Source organism: Bradyrhizobium pachyrhizi (genome assembly GCF_029714545.1).
Taxonomy (GTDB): domain Bacteria; phylum Pseudomonadota; class Alphaproteobacteria; order Rhizobiales; family Xanthobacteraceae; genus Bradyrhizobium; species Bradyrhizobium pachyrhizi.
In genome coordinates this window covers 6,174,827-6,191,263 of the sequence record NZ_CP121667.1, presented here as the reverse complement: position 1 = coordinate 6,191,263, position 16,437 = coordinate 6,174,827, and the positions used below count along the sequence as shown (strand labels likewise).

At 64.4% G+C, this 16,437-nt stretch carries 15 protein-coding genes; 7 read left to right on the top strand and 8 right to left on the bottom strand.

Annotation, left to right across the window (positions count from 1 at the left end; all coding sequences use genetic code 11):
• Nucleotides 1–65: 65 nt before the first annotated feature.
• The 6 genes from QA639_RS29405 to QA639_RS29380 all read right to left on the bottom strand — a co-directional run bounded on the left by QA639_RS29405 (nucleotide 66) and on the right by QA639_RS29380 (nucleotide 7,308).
• Nucleotides 66–905, bottom strand: a complete 840-nt coding sequence (locus QA639_RS29405) for an ABC transporter ATP-binding protein (RefSeq protein WP_283087861.1) — start codon at nucleotides 903–905, stop codon at nucleotides 66–68.
• A gap of 130 nt (nucleotides 906–1,035) precedes the next feature.
• Nucleotides 1,036–2,319, bottom strand: a complete 1,284-nt coding sequence (locus tag QA639_RS29400) for an ABC transporter substrate-binding protein (RefSeq protein WP_050383787.1) — start codon at nucleotides 2,317–2,319, stop codon at nucleotides 1,036–1,038.
• Between the two features lie 60 nt (nucleotides 2,320–2,379).
• A complete protein-coding gene (locus QA639_RS29395) occupies nucleotides 2,380–3,453 on the bottom strand; it encodes a branched-chain amino acid ABC transporter permease (protein ID WP_050383786.1) in 1,074 nt (357 codons plus the stop codon).
• Between the two features lie 3 nt (nucleotides 3,454–3,456).
• Nucleotides 3,457–4,350 carry a branched-chain amino acid ABC transporter permease gene (locus QA639_RS29390; RefSeq protein ID WP_028343071.1) on the bottom strand — a complete coding sequence of 298 codons (894 nt, stop codon included), beginning with the start codon at nucleotides 4,348–4,350 and terminating at the stop codon, nucleotides 3,457–3,459.
• A gap of 211 nt (nucleotides 4,351–4,561) precedes the next feature.
• A complete protein-coding gene (locus tag QA639_RS29385; protein WP_050383785.1) occupies nucleotides 4,562–6,490 on the bottom strand; it encodes a long-chain fatty acid--CoA ligase in 1,929 nt (642 codons plus the stop codon).
• Complete coding sequence (locus tag QA639_RS29380; protein WP_028338338.1) at nucleotides 6,487–7,308, bottom strand: ABC transporter ATP-binding protein; 822 nt, start codon at nucleotides 7,306–7,308, stop codon at nucleotides 6,487–6,489. The genes QA639_RS29385 and QA639_RS29380 overlap by 4 nt, the downstream gene beginning before the upstream one ends.
• A gap of 398 nt (nucleotides 7,309–7,706) precedes the next feature.
• On the opposite strand from QA639_RS29380, the gene QA639_RS29375 reads away from it, so the two are divergent.
• The 4 genes from QA639_RS29375 (at nucleotide 7,707) to QA639_RS29360 (ending at nucleotide 11,642) form a co-directional block, all read left to right on the top strand.
• Nucleotides 7,707–8,381, top strand: a complete 675-nt coding sequence (locus QA639_RS29375; protein ID WP_028343069.1) for a Crp/Fnr family transcriptional regulator — start codon at nucleotides 7,707–7,709, stop codon at nucleotides 8,379–8,381.
• 140 nt (nucleotides 8,382–8,521) lie between these two features.
• Nucleotides 8,522–9,622, top strand: coding sequence for a GDP-mannose 4,6-dehydratase (gene gmd / locus QA639_RS29370; RefSeq protein WP_157343068.1), 1,101 nt, complete (start codon nucleotides 8,522–8,524; stop codon nucleotides 9,620–9,622).
• A complete protein-coding gene (gene fcl, locus QA639_RS29365; RefSeq protein ID WP_157343069.1) occupies nucleotides 9,603–10,547 on the top strand; it encodes a GDP-L-fucose synthase in 945 nt (314 codons plus the stop codon). The genes gmd and fcl overlap by 20 nt, the downstream gene beginning before the upstream one ends.
• Nucleotides 10,548–10,664: 117 nt before the next feature.
• Nucleotides 10,665–11,642 (top strand): tripartite tricarboxylate transporter substrate binding protein, encoded by a 978-nt coding sequence (locus tag QA639_RS29360; RefSeq protein WP_050384603.1) that lies wholly within the window; start codon nucleotides 10,665–10,667, stop codon nucleotides 11,640–11,642.
• Here the strand turns inward: QA639_RS29360 and QA639_RS29355 are convergent.
• A complete protein-coding gene (locus tag QA639_RS29355) occupies nucleotides 11,639–12,484 on the bottom strand; it encodes a uroporphyrinogen-III synthase (protein ID WP_050384604.1) in 846 nt (281 codons plus the stop codon). The two genes, QA639_RS29360 and QA639_RS29355, sit on opposite strands and share 4 nt — an antisense overlap.
• A 135-nt stretch (nucleotides 12,485–12,619) precedes the next feature.
• On the opposite strand from QA639_RS29355, the gene purU reads away from it, so the two are divergent.
• Nucleotides 12,620–13,483: a formyltetrahydrofolate deformylase gene (gene purU, locus QA639_RS29350; protein ID WP_050384605.1), complete on the top strand. Its 864-nt coding sequence runs from the start codon at nucleotides 12,620–12,622 to the stop codon at nucleotides 13,481–13,483.
• 60 nt (nucleotides 13,484–13,543) lie between these two features.
• On the opposite strand, the gene QA639_RS29345 is transcribed toward purU, so the two are convergent.
• Nucleotides 13,544–13,822 carry a hypothetical protein gene (locus QA639_RS29345; RefSeq protein ID WP_050384639.1) on the bottom strand — a complete coding sequence of 93 codons (279 nt, stop codon included), beginning with the start codon at nucleotides 13,820–13,822 and terminating at the stop codon, nucleotides 13,544–13,546.
• Nucleotides 13,823–14,200: 378 nt separating this feature from the next.
• Here QA639_RS29345 and QA639_RS29340 point away from each other — a divergent pair, with 378 nt between their 5' ends.
• Both QA639_RS29340 and QA639_RS29335 read left to right on the top strand, forming a co-directional pair.
• A complete protein-coding gene (locus tag QA639_RS29340) occupies nucleotides 14,201–15,382 on the top strand; it encodes an ABC transporter substrate-binding protein (protein WP_050384606.1) in 1,182 nt (393 codons plus the stop codon).
• Nucleotides 15,383–15,562: 180 nt separating this feature from the next.
• On the top strand, nucleotides 15,563–16,432 hold the full coding sequence (locus tag QA639_RS29335; protein ID WP_283087860.1) for a branched-chain amino acid ABC transporter permease: 870 nt from the start codon (nucleotides 15,563–15,565) through the stop codon (nucleotides 16,430–16,432).
• Nucleotides 16,433–16,437 lie beyond the last annotated feature (5 nt).

Below are 16,437 nucleotides of genomic sequence, written 5' to 3'. Positions count from 1 at the left end.
AACCGCCTTCCTGGTCTGACGCGTTTTCTGCACACGCAACTCCGCCCCGAAAACGCTCGATATCCTCACAGCCAGCGCTTGCGCCGCTTGAAGCTCTTCAGGTTCTTGAAGCTCTTGCGCTGGTCGCCGGCGCCGCCGAGGTAGAATTCCTTGACGTCCTCGTTGTCGCGCAGCTCGTCGGCGGAGCCGTCGAGCACGACCTTGCCCTGTTCCATGATGTAGCCATGGCTCGCAACCGAGAGCGCGGCGCGCGCATTCTGCTCGACCAGGAGGATCGTGACGCCGAGATCGCGGTTGATCTCCTTGATGATCGCGAACACTTCCTTGACGAGCAGAGGCGACAGCCCCATCGACGGCTCGTCCATCAGGATCATCTTCGGACGGGCCATGAGCGCGCGGCCGATCGCGAGCATCTGCTGCTCGCCGCCGGAGAGATAGCCGGCGAGGCCGGTGCGCTCCTTCAGGCGCGGGAAATACTTGAACACCATGTCGATGTCATCGGAGACCTCGCCGTCGCGCCGGGTGAAGGCGCCGAGCCGCAGGTTCTCAAGCGACGTCATGTCGGCGACGATACGGCGGCCTTCCATCACCTGGAAGATGCCGCGGCGGACGATCTTGTCCGGATCGATGCCGTTGATGCGCTGGCCCTCGAACAGGATCTCGCCGCGGGTGACTTCGCCGTCCTCGGTCTTGAGCAGGCCGGAGATCGCCTTCAGCGTGGTCGATTTGCCGGCGCCGTTGGCGCCGAGCAGCGCCACGATCGCGCCCTTCGACACCTCGAGGCTGAGGCCGCGCAGCACCAGGATGACGTCGTCATAGACGACCTCGATGTTGTTGATGCTGAGCAGTGGCGGCGGCGGGACTGCCGTCGGCCCCGGGCGGGTGGCTTCGAGGGTTTCGTTCATGGCCTGTGTTACCCTTCGATGCCATTGCCGGGCTCGAGCCGGCAATCCATCGATCGGAATACGTCTTCGCTTGATGGATGCGCGGGCCGGGCCCGCGCATGACGATGTGTGGACCTGTTCGGCTGCCGCCTCACCAGCCAAACCATTCCGGCTTGCGCGGCAGGTCGACGGTCTTCACCTTCTCGAGCTTGATCGTGCCCTTGCCCATCAGGTCGTTGATGTCGCCATCGGTCGCGCCCGAGACCTTCGAGCGATACAGGTCGACCTTCGTGGTCGGGCGGTGATCCTTCTCGGTCCAGGTCGACGGATTGCAGACGCCGTCCATGCCGGCCGGCACCCAATCCTTCTTCTGGTAGAAGCCCTTGGCGACGTTCTCGCCGGTGGCGCCGCCGTTCTTGGCGGCCCAGTCGAGCGCTTCCTTCAGATAGAGCGCGCTGCAGACCGCGGCGATGTAGTGCACGGGCCGATAGACCTTGCCGGATGGGTCGGACATCTTGGAGATTTCCATCACCGTCTTCATGCCGGGGGCGTTGCCGCCCCAGCTCACCGCCGTACGGAGCGGGAAAATCACGCCGTCGGCTGCATCGCCGGCGGTCTTGGCCGCGTTCTCGTCCATGCCCCAGACATTGCCGAGGAACTGGACGTCGACGCCGGCGGTTTTGCAGGCCTTCAGCACCGAGATGTTGGAGGCCGCCGTGTTGCCGAGATAGGCATAATTTGCGCCCGAGCTCTTCAGGCTGAGACACTGCGCCGAGTAGTCGCCGGGGGAGAGCGCGAACACCAGCGGCGGCAGTACCTCGAAGCCGAGCTCGGTCGCCAGCGCTTCACCGGCCGCCTTCGGCGCGTTCGGATACGGATGGTTGGCGCCCATGTGGACGAATTTCGGCTTGCCGGGCTTGCCCTTGGCCTTCCAGTCCTCGGCGGCCCAGGTCAGCATCGCGCGCATCGAGTCCGAATAGCTCGGGCCGTAGAAGAAATTGTACGGCGCGGGCTTGGCCTTGCCGCTGGTGCCTTCCGGATCGGTCAGCGCGGCGGCGTAGGAGCCGGAGATGTCCGGGATCTTGTCCTGCGCCAGGAAGCCGGTGAGGGCCTCGGTATCCGCCGTGCCCCAGCCCATGATCGCAGCGACCTTGCCGTCGGGCGCCGACCACTTCTTGTACAGCGCGATGGCGCGCGGCACCTGGTAGCCATAGTCGTTGCTATCGACATTGAGCTGCTTGCCGCCGATGCCGCCGTTCTTGTTGACCCAGGCGAAGGTGTCCGCGACGCCCTGGCCATAGGGGGTGCCGACGTCGGACGTGCCGCCCGAGAGGTCCTGCAGATGGCCGATGGCGATCTGCGCCTGCGCGGTGGCGGCCGCGCTGCTGATCAGCAGCGCAACGGAGACCGAGCTCAAAAGGGATCTAATCGTCATTTTTGCGTTCCTCCTGCTTATTCGTTGAACCGAATTTTGAATTGCGTTCCGTGCCTTGCGTCAATGCGAGAACGGGTAGAGCTTCCAGTAAGCCTTGATCTGCCGCCAGCGATGCGCGAGGCCGTCCGGCTCGAACATCAAGAAGCCGATGATGATCAGGCCGATCGCGATCTCGCGCAGGAAGGTGATGTTGTTGTTGAGCTGCAGCGCCTTGTCGATGGCGCCGCCCTTCAGCCAGGCGCTCAGCCATTCCATCGATTCCGGCAACAGCACCACGAAGGCCGTGCCCATCAGCGTACCCATCACCGAGCCGGTGCCGCCGATGATGACCATGGCGAGGAACAGCACCGAGCGCTCGATGCCAAAACCTTCCTGCGAGACCACGAGCTGATAGTGCGCGTAGAGCGCGCCGGCGATGCCGGCAAAGAAGGCGGCAAGCCCGAACGACAGCGTCCGGTACTTGGTGAGGTTGATGCCCATGATCTCGGCGGAGAGATAGTGATCGCGGATCGCGACCAGCGCGCGGCCATCGCGGGTGCGCATCAGGTTGGTGACGAGCAGGTAGCTGATCACCATATAGGCGAGCACGACGTAGAAATACTGCCGGTCGCCGCGCAGGGTGTAGCCGAAGATCGAGAATGGATTGGCGCTGGCCGGCACCGAGCCGCCCGAGAACCATTCGGCGCGCGAGAAGAAGTCGAGCAGGATGTACTGCGCGGCGAGCGTCGCGATCACGAGATAGAGTCCCTTCAGCCGCGCCGCCGGCACGCCGAAGACCAGGCCGACCAGTGCCGTGACGACGCCGGCGAGGGGGATGGCGAAGAACACCGGGATCGGCGCGTTGTTGGAGATGTAGGCCGAGGTAAACGCGCCGAACAGGAAGAACGCGGCGTGGCCGATCGAGATTTGGCCGGTGAAGCCGACCAGGACGTTGAGGCCGAGGGCCGCAATCGCGAAGATGCCGATCTGAATCGCGATCGAGAGCAGGTAGTTGGACAGCAGCATCGGCGCGAAGCAGGCGAGCACGATGCCGATGATTGCGAAATTGCGGCTGGTCGCGGTCGGGAAGATCGTGGTGTCGGCCGCATAGCTGGTGCGGAAATCGCCCGAGGGGATGAGTGTGCTTGTCGCCATTGATCAGACCCGCTCAATATCCTTGGTGCCGAACAGGCCGTACGGCTTGATCATCAGGATGATGATCAGGACGTAGAACGGCGCGATCTCGTAGAGATTGCCCCAGTGCAGGTACTGGCTGTCGACATACTGGGCGACGTTTTCCAACAGCCCGATGATGATGCCGCCGAGCACGGCGCCGCCGACCGAGTCCAGCCCGCCCAGGATCGCGGCCGGAAACACCTTGATGCCGTAGGCGGAGAGCCCGGACGACACGCCGTTGACCACGGCGACCACGACACCGGCGACCGCCGAGACCGTGGCCGAGATCGCCCATGCCATCGCGAACACGTTCTTGACGGAAATGCCGAGCGACTGCGCGACCTGCTGGTTGAAGGCGGTGGCGCGCATCGCAAGGCCATATTTGGAGGCGCGGAAGAACCAGGCCATGCCGACCATCATGGCGAGCGAGACCACGAGGCTCATGACATAGACGGTCTGGATCTGCAGCCCGAACAGGCTGACCGACTGGCTCTGGAACACGCGCGGGAACGGCTGCGGGTTGACGCCGAAGATCCACTTCAGCGCGGCCTGGAACACCGTCGACAGGCCGATCGTCACCATGATCACGGAGATGATCGGCTCGCCGATCATTGGACGCAGGATCACGACCTGGATCGCGATGCCGAAGATGAACATGAAGACCAGCGTGATCGGCATGCCGACCCAGAACGGCACCTGATACTTCGTCAGCAGCGCCCAGCACACCCAGGCGCCGACCAGCAGCAGTTCGCCCTGCGCGAAGTTCACGACCTGTGTCGCCTTGTAGATCAGCACGAACGACATCGCGACCACGCCATACAGCGTGCCGACCACGAGGCCGTTGACGATCAGCTGGATCAGGAACTGAGTGTTCATGGGGTGCGGTCGCTCCGGACTGCGGCGCCAGCACCCTCTCCCCTTGTGGGAGAGGGTGGCTTCGCAAAGCGAAGCCGGGTGAGGGGTTGTCTCCGCAACGGGATCGTGGAGAGGGTACCCCTCACCCAAGCGAGTCGACTAGCGGTGTAGCCCTCTCCCACAAGGGGAGAGGGCACGTTCATGAGCACCGCGCTCTGGTCGCGCAACACAGTCATTCCGCGGCCTCCGCGATTACGGCGCGGCCGAGATCGACAACCTCGAGCGTGGTGCGGACGCGCTGGGTCGAGCCGTCCTGGAAGCGGATCACGGTGTCGACGGGGATGCTGGCCTTGCCGCGGTAGATCGCATCGATGATGTCGGCGTATTTCTCGTTGATGACGCCGCGGCGGACTTTTCGGGTCCGGGTCAGCTCGCCGTCATCGGCATCGAGCTCCTTGTAGAGCAGCAGGAAGCGCGAGATGCGTTGCGCCGGCGGCAGGGTGGCATTGACGGTCTCGACCTCCTTCTTGAGCAGCGCATAGACTTCGGGCCGCGAGGACAGGTCGGTGTAGGTCGTGAACGAGATCCGGTTCTTCTCCGCCCATTTCGAGATGATCGAGTAGCGGATGCAGATCATCGCCGCGAGCGCGTCGCGGCCGGCGCCGAGCACCACCGCCTCGGCGACATAGGGCGAGAACTTCAGCTTATTCTCGATATATTGCGGCGAGAAGCGTTCGCCGCGCGAGGTCTCGGCGAGATCCTTGATGCGGTCGATCACGACAAGCTGCCGGTTGTCGTTGTAGAAGCCGGCATCGCCCGAATGCATCCAGCCGTCCTTGATGTCGGCGACCGATGCTTCGGGGTTCTTGTAATAGCCGTGGAACATGTTGGGATGCCGCACCACGATCTCGCCGACGCCGTTGACGTCGGCATTGTCGATGCGGATCTCGATGTTGTCGGCCATCGGCACGCCGGTGGTGTCGGGATCGACCTTGCCTTCGGGATGCAGCGTGTAGGCGCCGAGCAGCTCGGTCTGGCCGTACAGCGTGCGCAGCGGCACGCCCATCGCCTGGAAGAACTTGAAGGTATCCGGCCCGAGCGCCGCGCCGCCGGTCGCCGCCGAGCGCAGCCGCGTGAAGCCGAGCCGGTCGCGCAGCGCACGGAACAAGAGCTGGTCGGCGAACACAGAACGCTTGCCCTCGGCGAGCGCCGCAAGGCCGGTCCTCATGCCGAGGTCATAGAGCCGCTGCTTGAACGGCGAGGCGTCCATCACCCCGGCACGGACGTCGGCCGCGATCGATTCCCAGACCCGCGGCGCGAACAGCACGAAGGTCGGCGCGATCTCGCGGAAGTCGTGCATCATGGTGTCGGGCTCTTCGACGAAGTTGACCTTCATCCGGGAGAGCAGCCCTTTGCCCAGCGCGTAGATCTGTTCCATGATCCAGGGCAGCGGCAGCACCGAGACATATTCGTCGTCGGGCCCCTTCGGATCGAAGGCGAGATAGGTCGCGCAGTGCCGCAGCACGCGCCCGGCCGAGAGCATCGCAAGCTTCGGGTTGGCCGTCGTGCCCGAGGTGGTGCAGAGGATCGCGACGTCCTCGCCCTTCGTAGCATCGACCAGTCGCTCGTAGAGCCCAGGCTCGCGCGCGGCGCGATCGCGGCCCAGCGCAACGAGCTTGCTCGCCTCCATCAATCGCGGATCGTCGTATTTGCGCATGCCGCGCGGGTCGGAATAGACGATGTGCTTGAGGCGGGGCACGCGATCGGCAAGGCCGAGCAGCTTGTCGACCTGTTCCTCGTCCTCGGCGAAGACCAGCTTGGCCTCGCCATAGGTCAGGAGATAGGCGGCTTCCTCGTCCAGCACGTCGCGATAAAGACCGAGGCTCATCGCGCCGATCGCGTGGGCAGCGATCTCGGCGGCGACCCAGTCCGGCCGGTTGTCGCCGATAATGCCGATCACGTCACCGCGGCCAAGCCCGAGCTCGACCATGCCGAGCGCGAAATCATGGGTGCGGGTCTGGTAGTCGTTCCAGGTGAATTCGCGCCACAGCCCGAAATCCTTCTCGCGCAGCGCGATCTCCTGGCCGTGCTCCTTCGCGTTGAGGCGCAGCATCTTGGGAAAGGTGTCGGCCTGCGCGGCGCGACCGGCATAGTCCATCATGCGGCGCTCTCCCGCACCGCCGGCTTGTCGTCGGGATCGACCAGCGCCTCGTCCTCTTCGCCGAGGTAGGCGCGCTTGACATGGGGATCGGCGAGCACGGTGGCCGGATCGCCCTCGGCGATCTTGCGGCCGAAGTCGAGCACCATGACGCGGTGGGAGATGTCCATCACGACGCCCATGTCATGCTCGATCATCATCACCGTCATGCCGAACTCTTCGTTGAGATCGACGATGTAGCGCGCCATGTCTTCCTTCTCTTCGAAGTTCATGCCGGCCATCGGCTCGTCAAGCAGGATCAGTTGCGGCTCGAGCGCCATCGCACGGGCGAGCTCGACGCGCTTGCGCAGGCCGTAGGGCAGGGTGCCGGCGGTCGCCTTGCGCACCGATTGCAGATCGAGGAAGTCGATGATCTCCTCGACCTTGCGGCGGTGCTCCAGCTCCTCGCGGCGCGCGCCGGTCAGCCAGTACAGCGATCCCGTGATGAAGTTGTTCTTCAGGAGGTGATGGCGGCCGACCATGATGTTGTCGAGCACGCTCATGTGGTGGAACAGCGCGAGATTCTGGAAGGTCCGGCCGATTCCGAGCCGGGGCCGCGCGTTAGGGTTGAGGCCGGTAATGTCCTGGCCGCGATAGAACAGCTGGCCTTCGGTTGGCCGGTAGCGGCCGGAGATGCAGTTGACGATCGAGGTCTTGCCGGCGCCGTTCGGGCCGATGATGGAGAACAGCTCGCCCTCGTTGACGCCGAAGCTCACTTCGGTCAGCGCGCGGACGCCGCCAAAGCGCAAAGAGACTCCGCGCACCTCGAGACTATTAGCCACCCTGTTCCCTCCAGATACGGGCGCTTTGGCGCGCTCTTTATCTTCGCTTCGATCTTGCTTCGATCTTACATGGGCCGCCGAAGGGAGACCATCCGACTAATGATGCCGGCGTTCGGGAGCATCGCTTGACCCGATCGCCTGTGTCATGCGCGGTAACGCCGCACCCGCCTGCAAGCCCATCCCTCGCGTCGTCCGCCTTCAGCGATCCATCAAGGCGCTGCGCGACGTTACGCGAGGTGGCTCTGAATACGAGAAAGCGATAGGTTGAATTGTCATGTGCCCGACATTTGGTCAGGAATTTTCGCTGGCATTCCAGGCCTCGGGTCCCTGGCTTCGCGCACGGCGTTGCTGCGGTGCAATATCGTTGCAGTATCTTGGGGTAGGACGCCGTCGCTAGAATGATTGCTGCTGATTACCTGAGGCGCATCGCGGCCTGGTCGCGCGAACTGAGCGAGCAAGAAATCGAAATCGCGCGCGCCGGCATTTCCGAGAAATCCTATCGCGCCAACGAATTCATCTTCATGCGCGGCGACAACTTCCAGTATTGGACCGGCATCGTCACCGGGTTGGCGCGCATGGGCATCGTCTCGCGCGGCGGCAAGGCGGCGAGTTTCGCGGGCCTCACCGCAGGCGCGTGGTTCGGCGAGGGGACCGTGCTCAAGAATGAGCCCCGGCGCTACGATGTGGTTGCGCTGCGCGACACGCGACTGGCGATGATGGATCGCCGGACCTTCGTCTGGCTGTTCGAGAACAGTGTCGGCTTCAACCGATTCCTGGTCGGCTCGCTCAATGAGCGGCTCGGCCAGTTCATCGCGCTGCTCGAATATGGCCGCACGCTGGACGCCACGGCGCGGCTGGCGCGCTCGATCGCCTCGCTGTTCAATCCGATTCTCTATCCCGACCTGACGCTGCACCTTGAGATCACCCAGGAGGAGATCGGGGCGCTGTCGGGAATCTCCCGGCAGAATGCCAACCAGTGCCTGAAGCGGCTCGAGCGGGAAGGGCTGTTGCGGCTCGAATATGGCGGGGTGACCATCCTCAACCTCGACCGGCTGCGGCACTATGGCGAGTGACGGGTTCCGGGCGCATTGAGCCGTTTTCGCAGACCTAAAGTCCTGATTTCAAACGATTAAGCCATTAGACTTGGGGCAGGCTGGATGCTACAGACCGGCCTCGTCGGGATCGCGCGGTTTTCGCGCTCTCTGGAGATGACATGGCGGTTAAGGATTCGGCGGCTCAGGACTCAAAGCGGCGCGTTGCGCTGATCACCGGCGTGACCGGGCAGGACGGCGCGTATCTCGCCGAATATCTGCTCGGTCTCGGCTACACCGTGCACGGGATCAAGCGCCGGTCGTCCTCGTTCAACACCGCGCGCGTCGACCATCTCTACCAGGATCCGCACGCCGGCAACGTGCCGTTCCTGATGCACTATGGCGACATGACCGATTCGACCAATCTGATCCGCCTGGTGCAGCAGATCCGGCCGACCGAGATCTACAACCTGGCGGCCCAGAGCCACGTCCAGGTCAGTTTCGAGAGCCCGGAATACACCGCCAACGCCGATGCGATCGGCGTGCTGCGGCTGCTGGAGGCAATCCGCATCCTCGGCATGGAAAAGGAGACGCGGTTCTACCAGGCCTCGACCTCGGAGCTTTACGGGCTCGTGCAGGAGGTGCCGCAGAAGGAAACCACGCCGTTCTATCCGCGCTCGCCCTATGGCGTCGCCAAGCTCTACGGCTACTGGATCACGGTGAACTACCGTGAGGCCTATGGCATGTTCGCCAGCAACGGCATCCTGTTCAACCATGAGAGCCCGATCCGCGGCGAGACCTTCGTGACGCGCAAGATCACCCGCGCCGTCGCCCGCATCGAGGTCGGCCTCGAGAACAAGCTCTATCTCGGCAATCTCGACGCCAAGCGCGACTGGGGCCACGCCCGCGACTATGTCGAGGGCATGCACAGGATCCTGCAGGTCGACGAGCCCGGCGACTTCGTGCTCGCGACCGGCGAGACGCGGTCGGTCCGCGAGTTCGTCGAGCTGGCGTTTGCCGAGGTCGGCCGCAGCATCGAATGGCGCGGCAAGGGCGTCGAGGAGGTCGGTGTCGACAAGGTGTCCGGCAACACCCTGGTGCAGATCGATCCGACCTATTTCCGCCCGACCGAGGTCGATCTTCTGATCGGCGACGCCAGCAAGGCGCGCGCCAAGCTCGGCTGGACGCCGAAGACGCCGTTCGCGCAGCTGGTGAAGGAAATGGTCGCCAGCGATCTCGTCGAGGCCAGGCAGGACGCGGCCAATGGCAAGCACGGCGTTTGAGCTGAAGGGCAAGACGGTCTTCGTTGCCGGCCATCGCGGCATGGTCGGCTCGGCGCTGATGCGCCGGCTGGCGCGCGAGGAGGCCGATCTCCTGACGGTGTCGCGCAGCGAGGTCGATTTGCGCGACCAAACCGCGGTCAACGCCTGGTTTGCCGCGAAGCGGCCGCAGGCCGTATTCCTCGCCGCCGCCAAGGTCGGCGGCATCGTCGCCAACAACACGCTGCGGGCCGAATTTCTCTACGACAATCTGGCGATCTCGAGCAACGTGATCCAGGCAGCCCACGCCAATGGCTGCGAGAAGCTGATGTTCTTCGGCTCGTCCTGCATCTATCCGCGCCTGGCGCCGCAGCCGCTGCGCGAGGATTCGATGCTGACCGGCCCGCTGGAGCCGACCAACGAGCCCTATGCCATCGCCAAGATCGCCGGCATCAAGATGGCCGAGGCCTATCGCAGCCAGTACGGCGCCGATTTCATCAGCGTGATGCCGACCAATCTCTACGGCCCCGGCGACAACTATCACCCCGAATACAGCCACGTCGTCGCCGCGCTGATCCGCCGCTTCCACGAGGCCAAGGTTTCGGGTGCCGGCAACGTCGCGGTGTGGGGCACCGGCACGCCGCGCCGCGAATTCCTCTACGTCGACGATCTCGCCGACGCCTGCGTCTATCTGATGAAGACCTATTCCTCGCCCGAACTGGTCAATATCGGCACCGGCGAGGACATCACCATCGCCGAGTTCGCGCGCGTCGTCGCGGCCGCCGTCGGCTATGGCGGCGAGATCAGCTTCGACACGTCGCGTCCGGACGGCACGCCGCGCAAGCTGCTCGACGTCGGCCGGCTGGCGAGGCTCGGCTGGCGCGCCACCACCTCGCTCGAGGATGGCATCGCCCTCGCGTACCAGGCCTATCTGCGCGAGACGAAGTGACGCGGTGAACCTCCCGCCCTCTGACTGAGAATATCTGTCGGCTTGGCGACGCCACGCGGCTAGGATGCCCGTGCCCAAGCGTGCCGCAAGAGCCGCCAGTGCGTCGGAGGAGACATCATGAAGGTTCTACGCCGCCAGTTCCTGCAACTTGCAGCCGCTACGGCTGCGCTTCCGCTCACATTTGGAAATGCAATTGCCGAGACCTATCCGGCGCGGCCGGTTCGCCTCGTGATCGGCTATACGCCCGGCGGTTCGGCGGACCTGACGGCGCGCCTGATGGGACAGTGGCTGTCGGAAAAGCTCGGGCAATCCTTCATTGTCGAGAACCGGCCGGGCGGCGGGACCAACATCGCCACGGAGCAGGCGCTGCGCGCGGCGCCCGACGGCTACACGCTGCTGCTGGTCGCGCCGGCCAATGCGATCAACGCGACGCTCTACCAGAAGCTGCCGTTCGACTTCATGCGCGAGATGGAGCCGATCGCGGGCATCATTCGCTTTCCCAACGTCGTGGTGGTGCACCCCTCGCTGCCAATCAAGTCGATTCCCGAATTGATCGCCTATGCAAAGGCCAATCCCGGCAAGCTCAACATGGCGTCCTCGGGCAACGGCTCGACGATCCACATGTCGGGCGAACTGTTCAAGATGCTGACCGGCATCAACATGCAGCACGTGCCCTACCGGGGCGGGGCGCCGGCGCTCACCGACATGCTGTCCGGCGTGATGCAGGTGATGTTCGACAATCTTCCGACCTGCGCCGAGCACGTCAAATCCGGCAAGCTGCGCGGACTTGCGATCACCAGCACGACCCGTTCGGACGTGCTTCCGGACCTGCCGCCGGTTGCCGACTTCCTGCCGGGTTACGAGGCGAGCGCTTGGTACGGCCTTGCGGCGCCGAAGAATACGCCGCCTGAAATCGTCGACAGGCTCAACAAGGCCGTCAATGAAATCCTCGCCGATCCCAAGGCCAAGGCGCGCTTTACCGAGATCGGCGCGATCATGCTGCCGGGCTCGGCTGCCGACTTCGGCAGACTGGTGGCCGACGAGACCGAGAAATGGGGCAAGGTGGTCAAGTTCGCCGGCGCCAAGGTTGATTAGCTTCGCGCTGCCGCTCGTGGCGGATTTTTTGAAAGCGCCGCCGCCATCGCCGATATCAGCGGCCGCATGAAGAAGGCGTCTTCGGCCGGGTAGATGTCGGTGCGCAGGCCGTGGGACTTGAGCTCGTCCGACACCGCCGGTCCGACGGAAGCGATCGGTGTACGCTCGAATCCCTGGCGTAACCTGTCCTCGCAACCGCGCGCCCGTGCCACCTCGATGAGGCGGCGGACCTGGCCGAGATTGGTCAGCGCGATCGCATCGATGCGCCCCTGCGCCATTTCCTCGATCGCGGTGACGATGTTGGCGTCGGCGGCTTGTGCATCATAGACATAGGGCAGCACCGTATCGACCTCGGCGCCCTGTGCCTTGATCGCCCCGATCAGGGTGGCGTGATCTTTGTCCGGATAGAGCTGCAGCCCGAGCCGATGGCCGGTCAGGTCGAGCTTCGACAGCATTTCGGCGACGCCTTCCGACGTCGGCTTCTCGGTCGTCATTTGCGGCTCCAGGCCGATCTCGCGCAGCGCGCGGCCGGGCTTGGGGCCGCGGGCGAATTTGCGCGCCTTGGCGAGGCTGCCGACAAACTCCGCCTCGACCCCGAGCCGGCGCACGACCTTCATCAGCCGCCGCAGGCCTTCACCGGTCATCAGCACGAGGTCGTCGAGCGGCCGCTCGATGGCGCGGCGAATCCAGGCCTCGATCGGCGCCGGATCGGGCGCATCGTGGATGGTGAAGGCTGGGCATTGCAGCACGTCGGCGCCCTGCTCGGCGAGCAGGCGGGAAAACTGCGCTTCCTCGCGCGTTTCGAGGATCAGGATGCGGTAGCCGTTCAGCCGTTCAGCCATGATGGTCCCTAACAAACATTGTCGTCATTTGTTCGATTTGACCCCCGCGCCGGGATTGGCGCAAGGCCGCCTGCGGTGTAGACGGGGGCCGAAAATGACCGTTCCACCAGTCTGCTCAAGCTTTGGTCAATTGGCATGCCCGACCATCAATTCGTTTTGACCCTGTCCTGTCCGGACCGTCCGGGGATCGTCTCGGCGGTCTCGACGTTTCTCGCCCATAACGGCCAGAACATCCTGGACGCCCAGCAGTTCGATGACGTGGAGACCGGCAAGTTCTTCATGCGCGTGGTGTTCACCGCGGCCGACCTCGCGGTCGAGCTCGCGGCGCTGCAGACCGGCTTTGCCGCGATCGCCGAACGTTTCGGCATGGACTGGCAGATGCGCGACCGCGCCAGCCGCCGCCGGGTGATGCTGCTGGTGTCGAAGTCCGATCACTGCCTGGTCGACATCCTCTACCGCTGGCGAACCGGCGAGCTCGAAATGATCCCGACCGCGATCGTCTCCAATCATCCGCGCGAGACCTACGGCTCGCTCGATTTCGGCGATATCCCGTTCCATCATCTGCCGGTGACCAAGGAGACCAAGCGGCAACAGGAAGACGCGGTGTGGAAGCTCGCCCAGGACACCAGGACCGATCTCGTGGTGCTGGCCCGCTACATGCAGATCTTGTCGGACGAGATGTCGGCGCGGCTGTCGGGCCGCTGCATCAACATCCATCATTCCTTCCTGCCGGGCTTCAAGGGCGCCAAGCCCTACCACCAGGCCCATGAGCGCGGCGTCAAGCTGATCGGCGCCACGGCGCATTACGTCACCAGCGATCTCGACGAGGGGCCGATCATCGACCAGGACGTCGAGCGCATCAGCCATCGCGACACGCCTGAGGATCTTGTGCGCAAGGGGCGCGACATCGAGCGCCGGGTGCTGGCGCGCGCGATCCGCTACCATCTCGCCGATCGCGTCATCCTCAACGGATGCAAGACCGTGGTGTTCGTGGACTGATCCGCGCTTCACTCGGCCCGCACAAGGCGATGCGCGCTCTGCGGCCGGCCGACCGTGCGCTCAGCGGGCCGCGTCCTGCGGTGCGGTTGCCGGCTTCGCTTCGTCACCGCGCTGGGCCGCAGGCATCAGCCGCTTGCGTTCCCGATCCTGCATGAACTTGTCGTATTCGGGGGTGCCCGGCCGCGGCGGCGCATCCGCCGGCAGGCCGCCGGCCCAGGATGGAATGGTATCGGCCATGCCGGCCGAGAGCTTCTGGTTCATGGAGCTGCATCCCCCGAGCGCGCCGGCCGCGAGCGCGAGGGCAGTCAGGACAGCGATGGGACGCGAGACGATTGGCATGGGAAGCAGGATACAGCCCTGGTCTTTATGGATGATGATCTCGGGCGCGACCGTTCGGCTGCAATTGTGCTTGTTTGTTGACATTGCCGCTGCGTTTGTACGATCGTACAAATGAATCGAGGCCGGCGGCGGTCTTGAATGCGCGAGACCGCTTCTCACGGATTGAGTCTTGTGGAGCGATGTTGGTATCCTGATACTTGGTCTCTGCAGCCAATCCCGATCGCGTCGCGCGCGGCACGCGTCCATCGTCCGATTGACAGAGGGCACGGGGAGACGCCTTGTCGCGTTGCGGCTTGGCCGTGACATGCTTGGGTTAGAACAAGGCAAGAGCCGGGGACCAAGGCTCGATGCAGAACAGCGGAAGGGGGAGGGACGTCGATGTTCAATCGTCGCAAAATGTTGCTGTGGGGCGCCGCTTCGGCCGTGCTTCCCGGGTTGTGCACCAGCATGCCGGCGTGGGCGGACGACGCCGTCAAGATCGGGCTGATCCTGCCGATGACCGGCGGTCAGGCGTCGACCGGCAAGCAGATCGATAACGCCATCAAGCTCTACATGCAGCAGAAGGGCGACACCGTCGCCGGCAAGAAGATCGAGATCATCCTGAAGGACGACGCCGCGGTGCCGGACAACACCAAGCGGCTCGCGCAGGAACTGATCGTCAACGACAAGGTCAATTTCATCGCCGGCTTCGGCGTGACGCCCGCGGCGCTCGCCGCGGCGCCACTGGCGACGCAGGCCAAAATCCCGGAAGTCGTGATGGCGGCCGGCACCTCCATCATCACCGAGCGTTCGCCCTACATCGTGCGTACCAGCTTCACGCTGGCGCAGTCCTCCACCATCATCGGCGACTGGGCGGTGAAGAACGGCATCAAGAAGGTCGCGACGCTGACCTCCGACTACGCGCCCGGCAACGACGCGCTGACCTTCTTCAAGCAGCACTTCACCGCCGGCGGCGGCGAGATCGTCGAAGAGGTCAAGGTCCCGCTCGCCAATCCGGACTTCGCGCCGTTCCTGCAGCGCATGAAGGATGCCAAGCCCGATGCGATGTTCGTGTTCGTGCCGGCCGGGCAGGGCGGCAACTTCATGAAGCAATATGCCGAGCGCGGGCTCGACAAGAGCGGCATCAGGGTGATCGGACCCGGCGACGTCATGGACGACGATCTGCTCAACAACATGGGCGATGCCGCGCTCGGCGCGGTGACGGCGCATCTCTATTCGGCCGCGCATCCGTCCGCGATGAACAAGGACTTCGTCGCCGCCTACAAGAAGGCGTTCGGCAACCGCCCCGGCTTCATGGCGGTCAGCGGCTATGACGGCATCCATCTGATCTACGAGGCGCTGAAGAAGACCAATGGTGCGACCGACGGCGACAAGCTGATCGAGGCGATGAAGGGCATGAAGTGGGAGAGCCCGCGCGGCCCGATCTCGATCGATCCGGAAACCCGCGACATCGTGCAGAACATCTATATCCGCAAGGTCGAGAAGGTCGACGGCGAGCTCTACAATGTCGAATTCGCGACCTTCGAGGCCGTCAAGGATTCCGGCAAGACCAAGAAGTGACGCTGTTGTCGTCATCCCGCGGCGCGAGCCGTACCGCTCCGTCATGCCCGGCCCTGTGCCGGGCATCCGCGTCTTTCCTGCTGGCGAGGGGGCAAGAAGACGTGGATGGCCGGGACGAGCCCGGCCATGACGATCCCGTCGAGGTGGTACCTGTCGCGACTTCTCGGTTAGGCTGACCCGATGGCCTCTATCCTCACCAACCTGTTCGACGGCGTCGCCTACGGCATGCTGCTGTTCGTGCTCGCCTGCGGGCTTGCGGTGACGCTCGGGCTGATGAATTTCGTCAACCTCGCGCATGGCGCCTTCGCGATGGCCGGCGGCTATATCTGTGCCGTGCTGGTGAATAATTCCGGCTGGTCGTTCTTCGCAGGCCTGCCGCTCGCCTTTGTCGGCAGCGCGGTGATCGGCATCGCGCTGGAGCGCACGCTGTACCGCCATCTCTACAGCCGCAGCCATCTCGATCAGGTGCTGTTCTCGATCGGCCTGGTGTTCATGTCGGTCGCGGCGGTCGACTACATCATGGGATCGTCGCGGGTCTTCATCAAGCTGCCGGCGGCGCTGGAAGGCCAGATCGACCTGTTCGGCGTCGGCATCGGCCGTTACCGGCTGATGATCGTGGTGATCTGCGGCCTGCTCACGCTGGCGCTGCAACTGATCCTCGCGAAGACGCGGTTCGGCAGCCGGCTGCGCGCCGCGGTCGACGATCCGCGCGCCGCGATCGGGCTCGGCATCAACGTGCCGCAGGTGTTCGCCTTCACCTTTGCGTTCGGCTGCGGCCTCGCCGGCCTCGGCGGCGCGCTGAGTGCGGAGATCCTCGGGCTCGATCCGTATTTCCCGCTGAAGTTCATGATCTACTTCCTGATCGTCGTCACCGTCGGCGGCTCTTCCTCGATCACCGGACCGTTCCTGGCATCGCTGCTGCTTGGCATCGCCGATGTCGCCGGCAAGTATTACGTGCCGAAGCTCGGTCCGTTCGTGATCTACACTGTCATGATCGTGATCCTGCTCTGGCGTCCGAACGGCCTGTTCGGCCGTACCGCGGCACGGTGAGGCGG

What these genes read in the sequence shown, in the direction of transcription:
- QA639_RS29390 (WP_028343071.1), bottom strand. Translation starts at nt 4,350, where the DNA reads ATGAACACTCAGTTCCTGATCCAGCTGATCGTCAACGGCCTCGTGGTC.
- QA639_RS29395 (WP_050383786.1), bottom strand. Translation starts at nt 3,453, where the DNA reads ATGGCGACAAGCACACTCATCCCCTCGGGCGATTTCCGCACCAGCTAT.
- QA639_RS29385 (WP_050383785.1), bottom strand. Translation starts at nt 6,490, where the DNA reads ATGATGGACTATGCCGGTCGCGCCGCGCAGGCCGACACCTTTCCCAAG.
- QA639_RS29360 (WP_050384603.1), top strand. Translation starts at nt 10,665, where the DNA reads ATGAAGGTTCTACGCCGCCAGTTCCTGCAACTTGCAGCCGCTACGGCT.
- QA639_RS29355 (WP_050384604.1), bottom strand. Translation starts at nt 12,484, where the DNA reads ATGGCTGAACGGCTGAACGGCTACCGCATCCTGATCCTCGAAACGCGC.
- QA639_RS29335 (WP_283087860.1), top strand. Translation starts at nt 15,563, where the DNA reads ATGGCCTCTATCCTCACCAACCTGTTCGACGGCGTCGCCTACGGCATG.
- gmd (WP_157343068.1), top strand. Translation starts at nt 8,522, where the DNA reads ATGGCGGTTAAGGATTCGGCGGCTCAGGACTCAAAGCGGCGCGTTGCG.
- QA639_RS29400 (WP_050383787.1), bottom strand. Translation starts at nt 2,319, where the DNA reads ATGACGATTAGATCCCTTTTGAGCTCGGTCTCCGTTGCGCTGCTGATC.
- purU (WP_050384605.1), top strand. Translation starts at nt 12,620, where the DNA reads ATGCCCGACCATCAATTCGTTTTGACCCTGTCCTGTCCGGACCGTCCG.
- QA639_RS29405 (WP_283087861.1), bottom strand. Translation starts at nt 905, where the DNA reads ATGAACGAAACCCTCGAAGCCACCCGCCCGGGGCCGACGGCAGTCCCG.
- QA639_RS29345 (WP_050384639.1), bottom strand. Translation starts at nt 13,822, where the DNA reads ATGCCAATCGTCTCGCGTCCCATCGCTGTCCTGACTGCCCTCGCGCTC.
- QA639_RS29375 (WP_028343069.1), top strand. Translation starts at nt 7,707, where the DNA reads ATGATTGCTGCTGATTACCTGAGGCGCATCGCGGCCTGGTCGCGCGAA.
- QA639_RS29340 (WP_050384606.1), top strand. Translation starts at nt 14,201, where the DNA reads ATGTTCAATCGTCGCAAAATGTTGCTGTGGGGCGCCGCTTCGGCCGTG.
- fcl (WP_157343069.1), top strand. Translation starts at nt 9,603, where the DNA reads ATGGCAAGCACGGCGTTTGAGCTGAAGGGCAAGACGGTCTTCGTTGCC.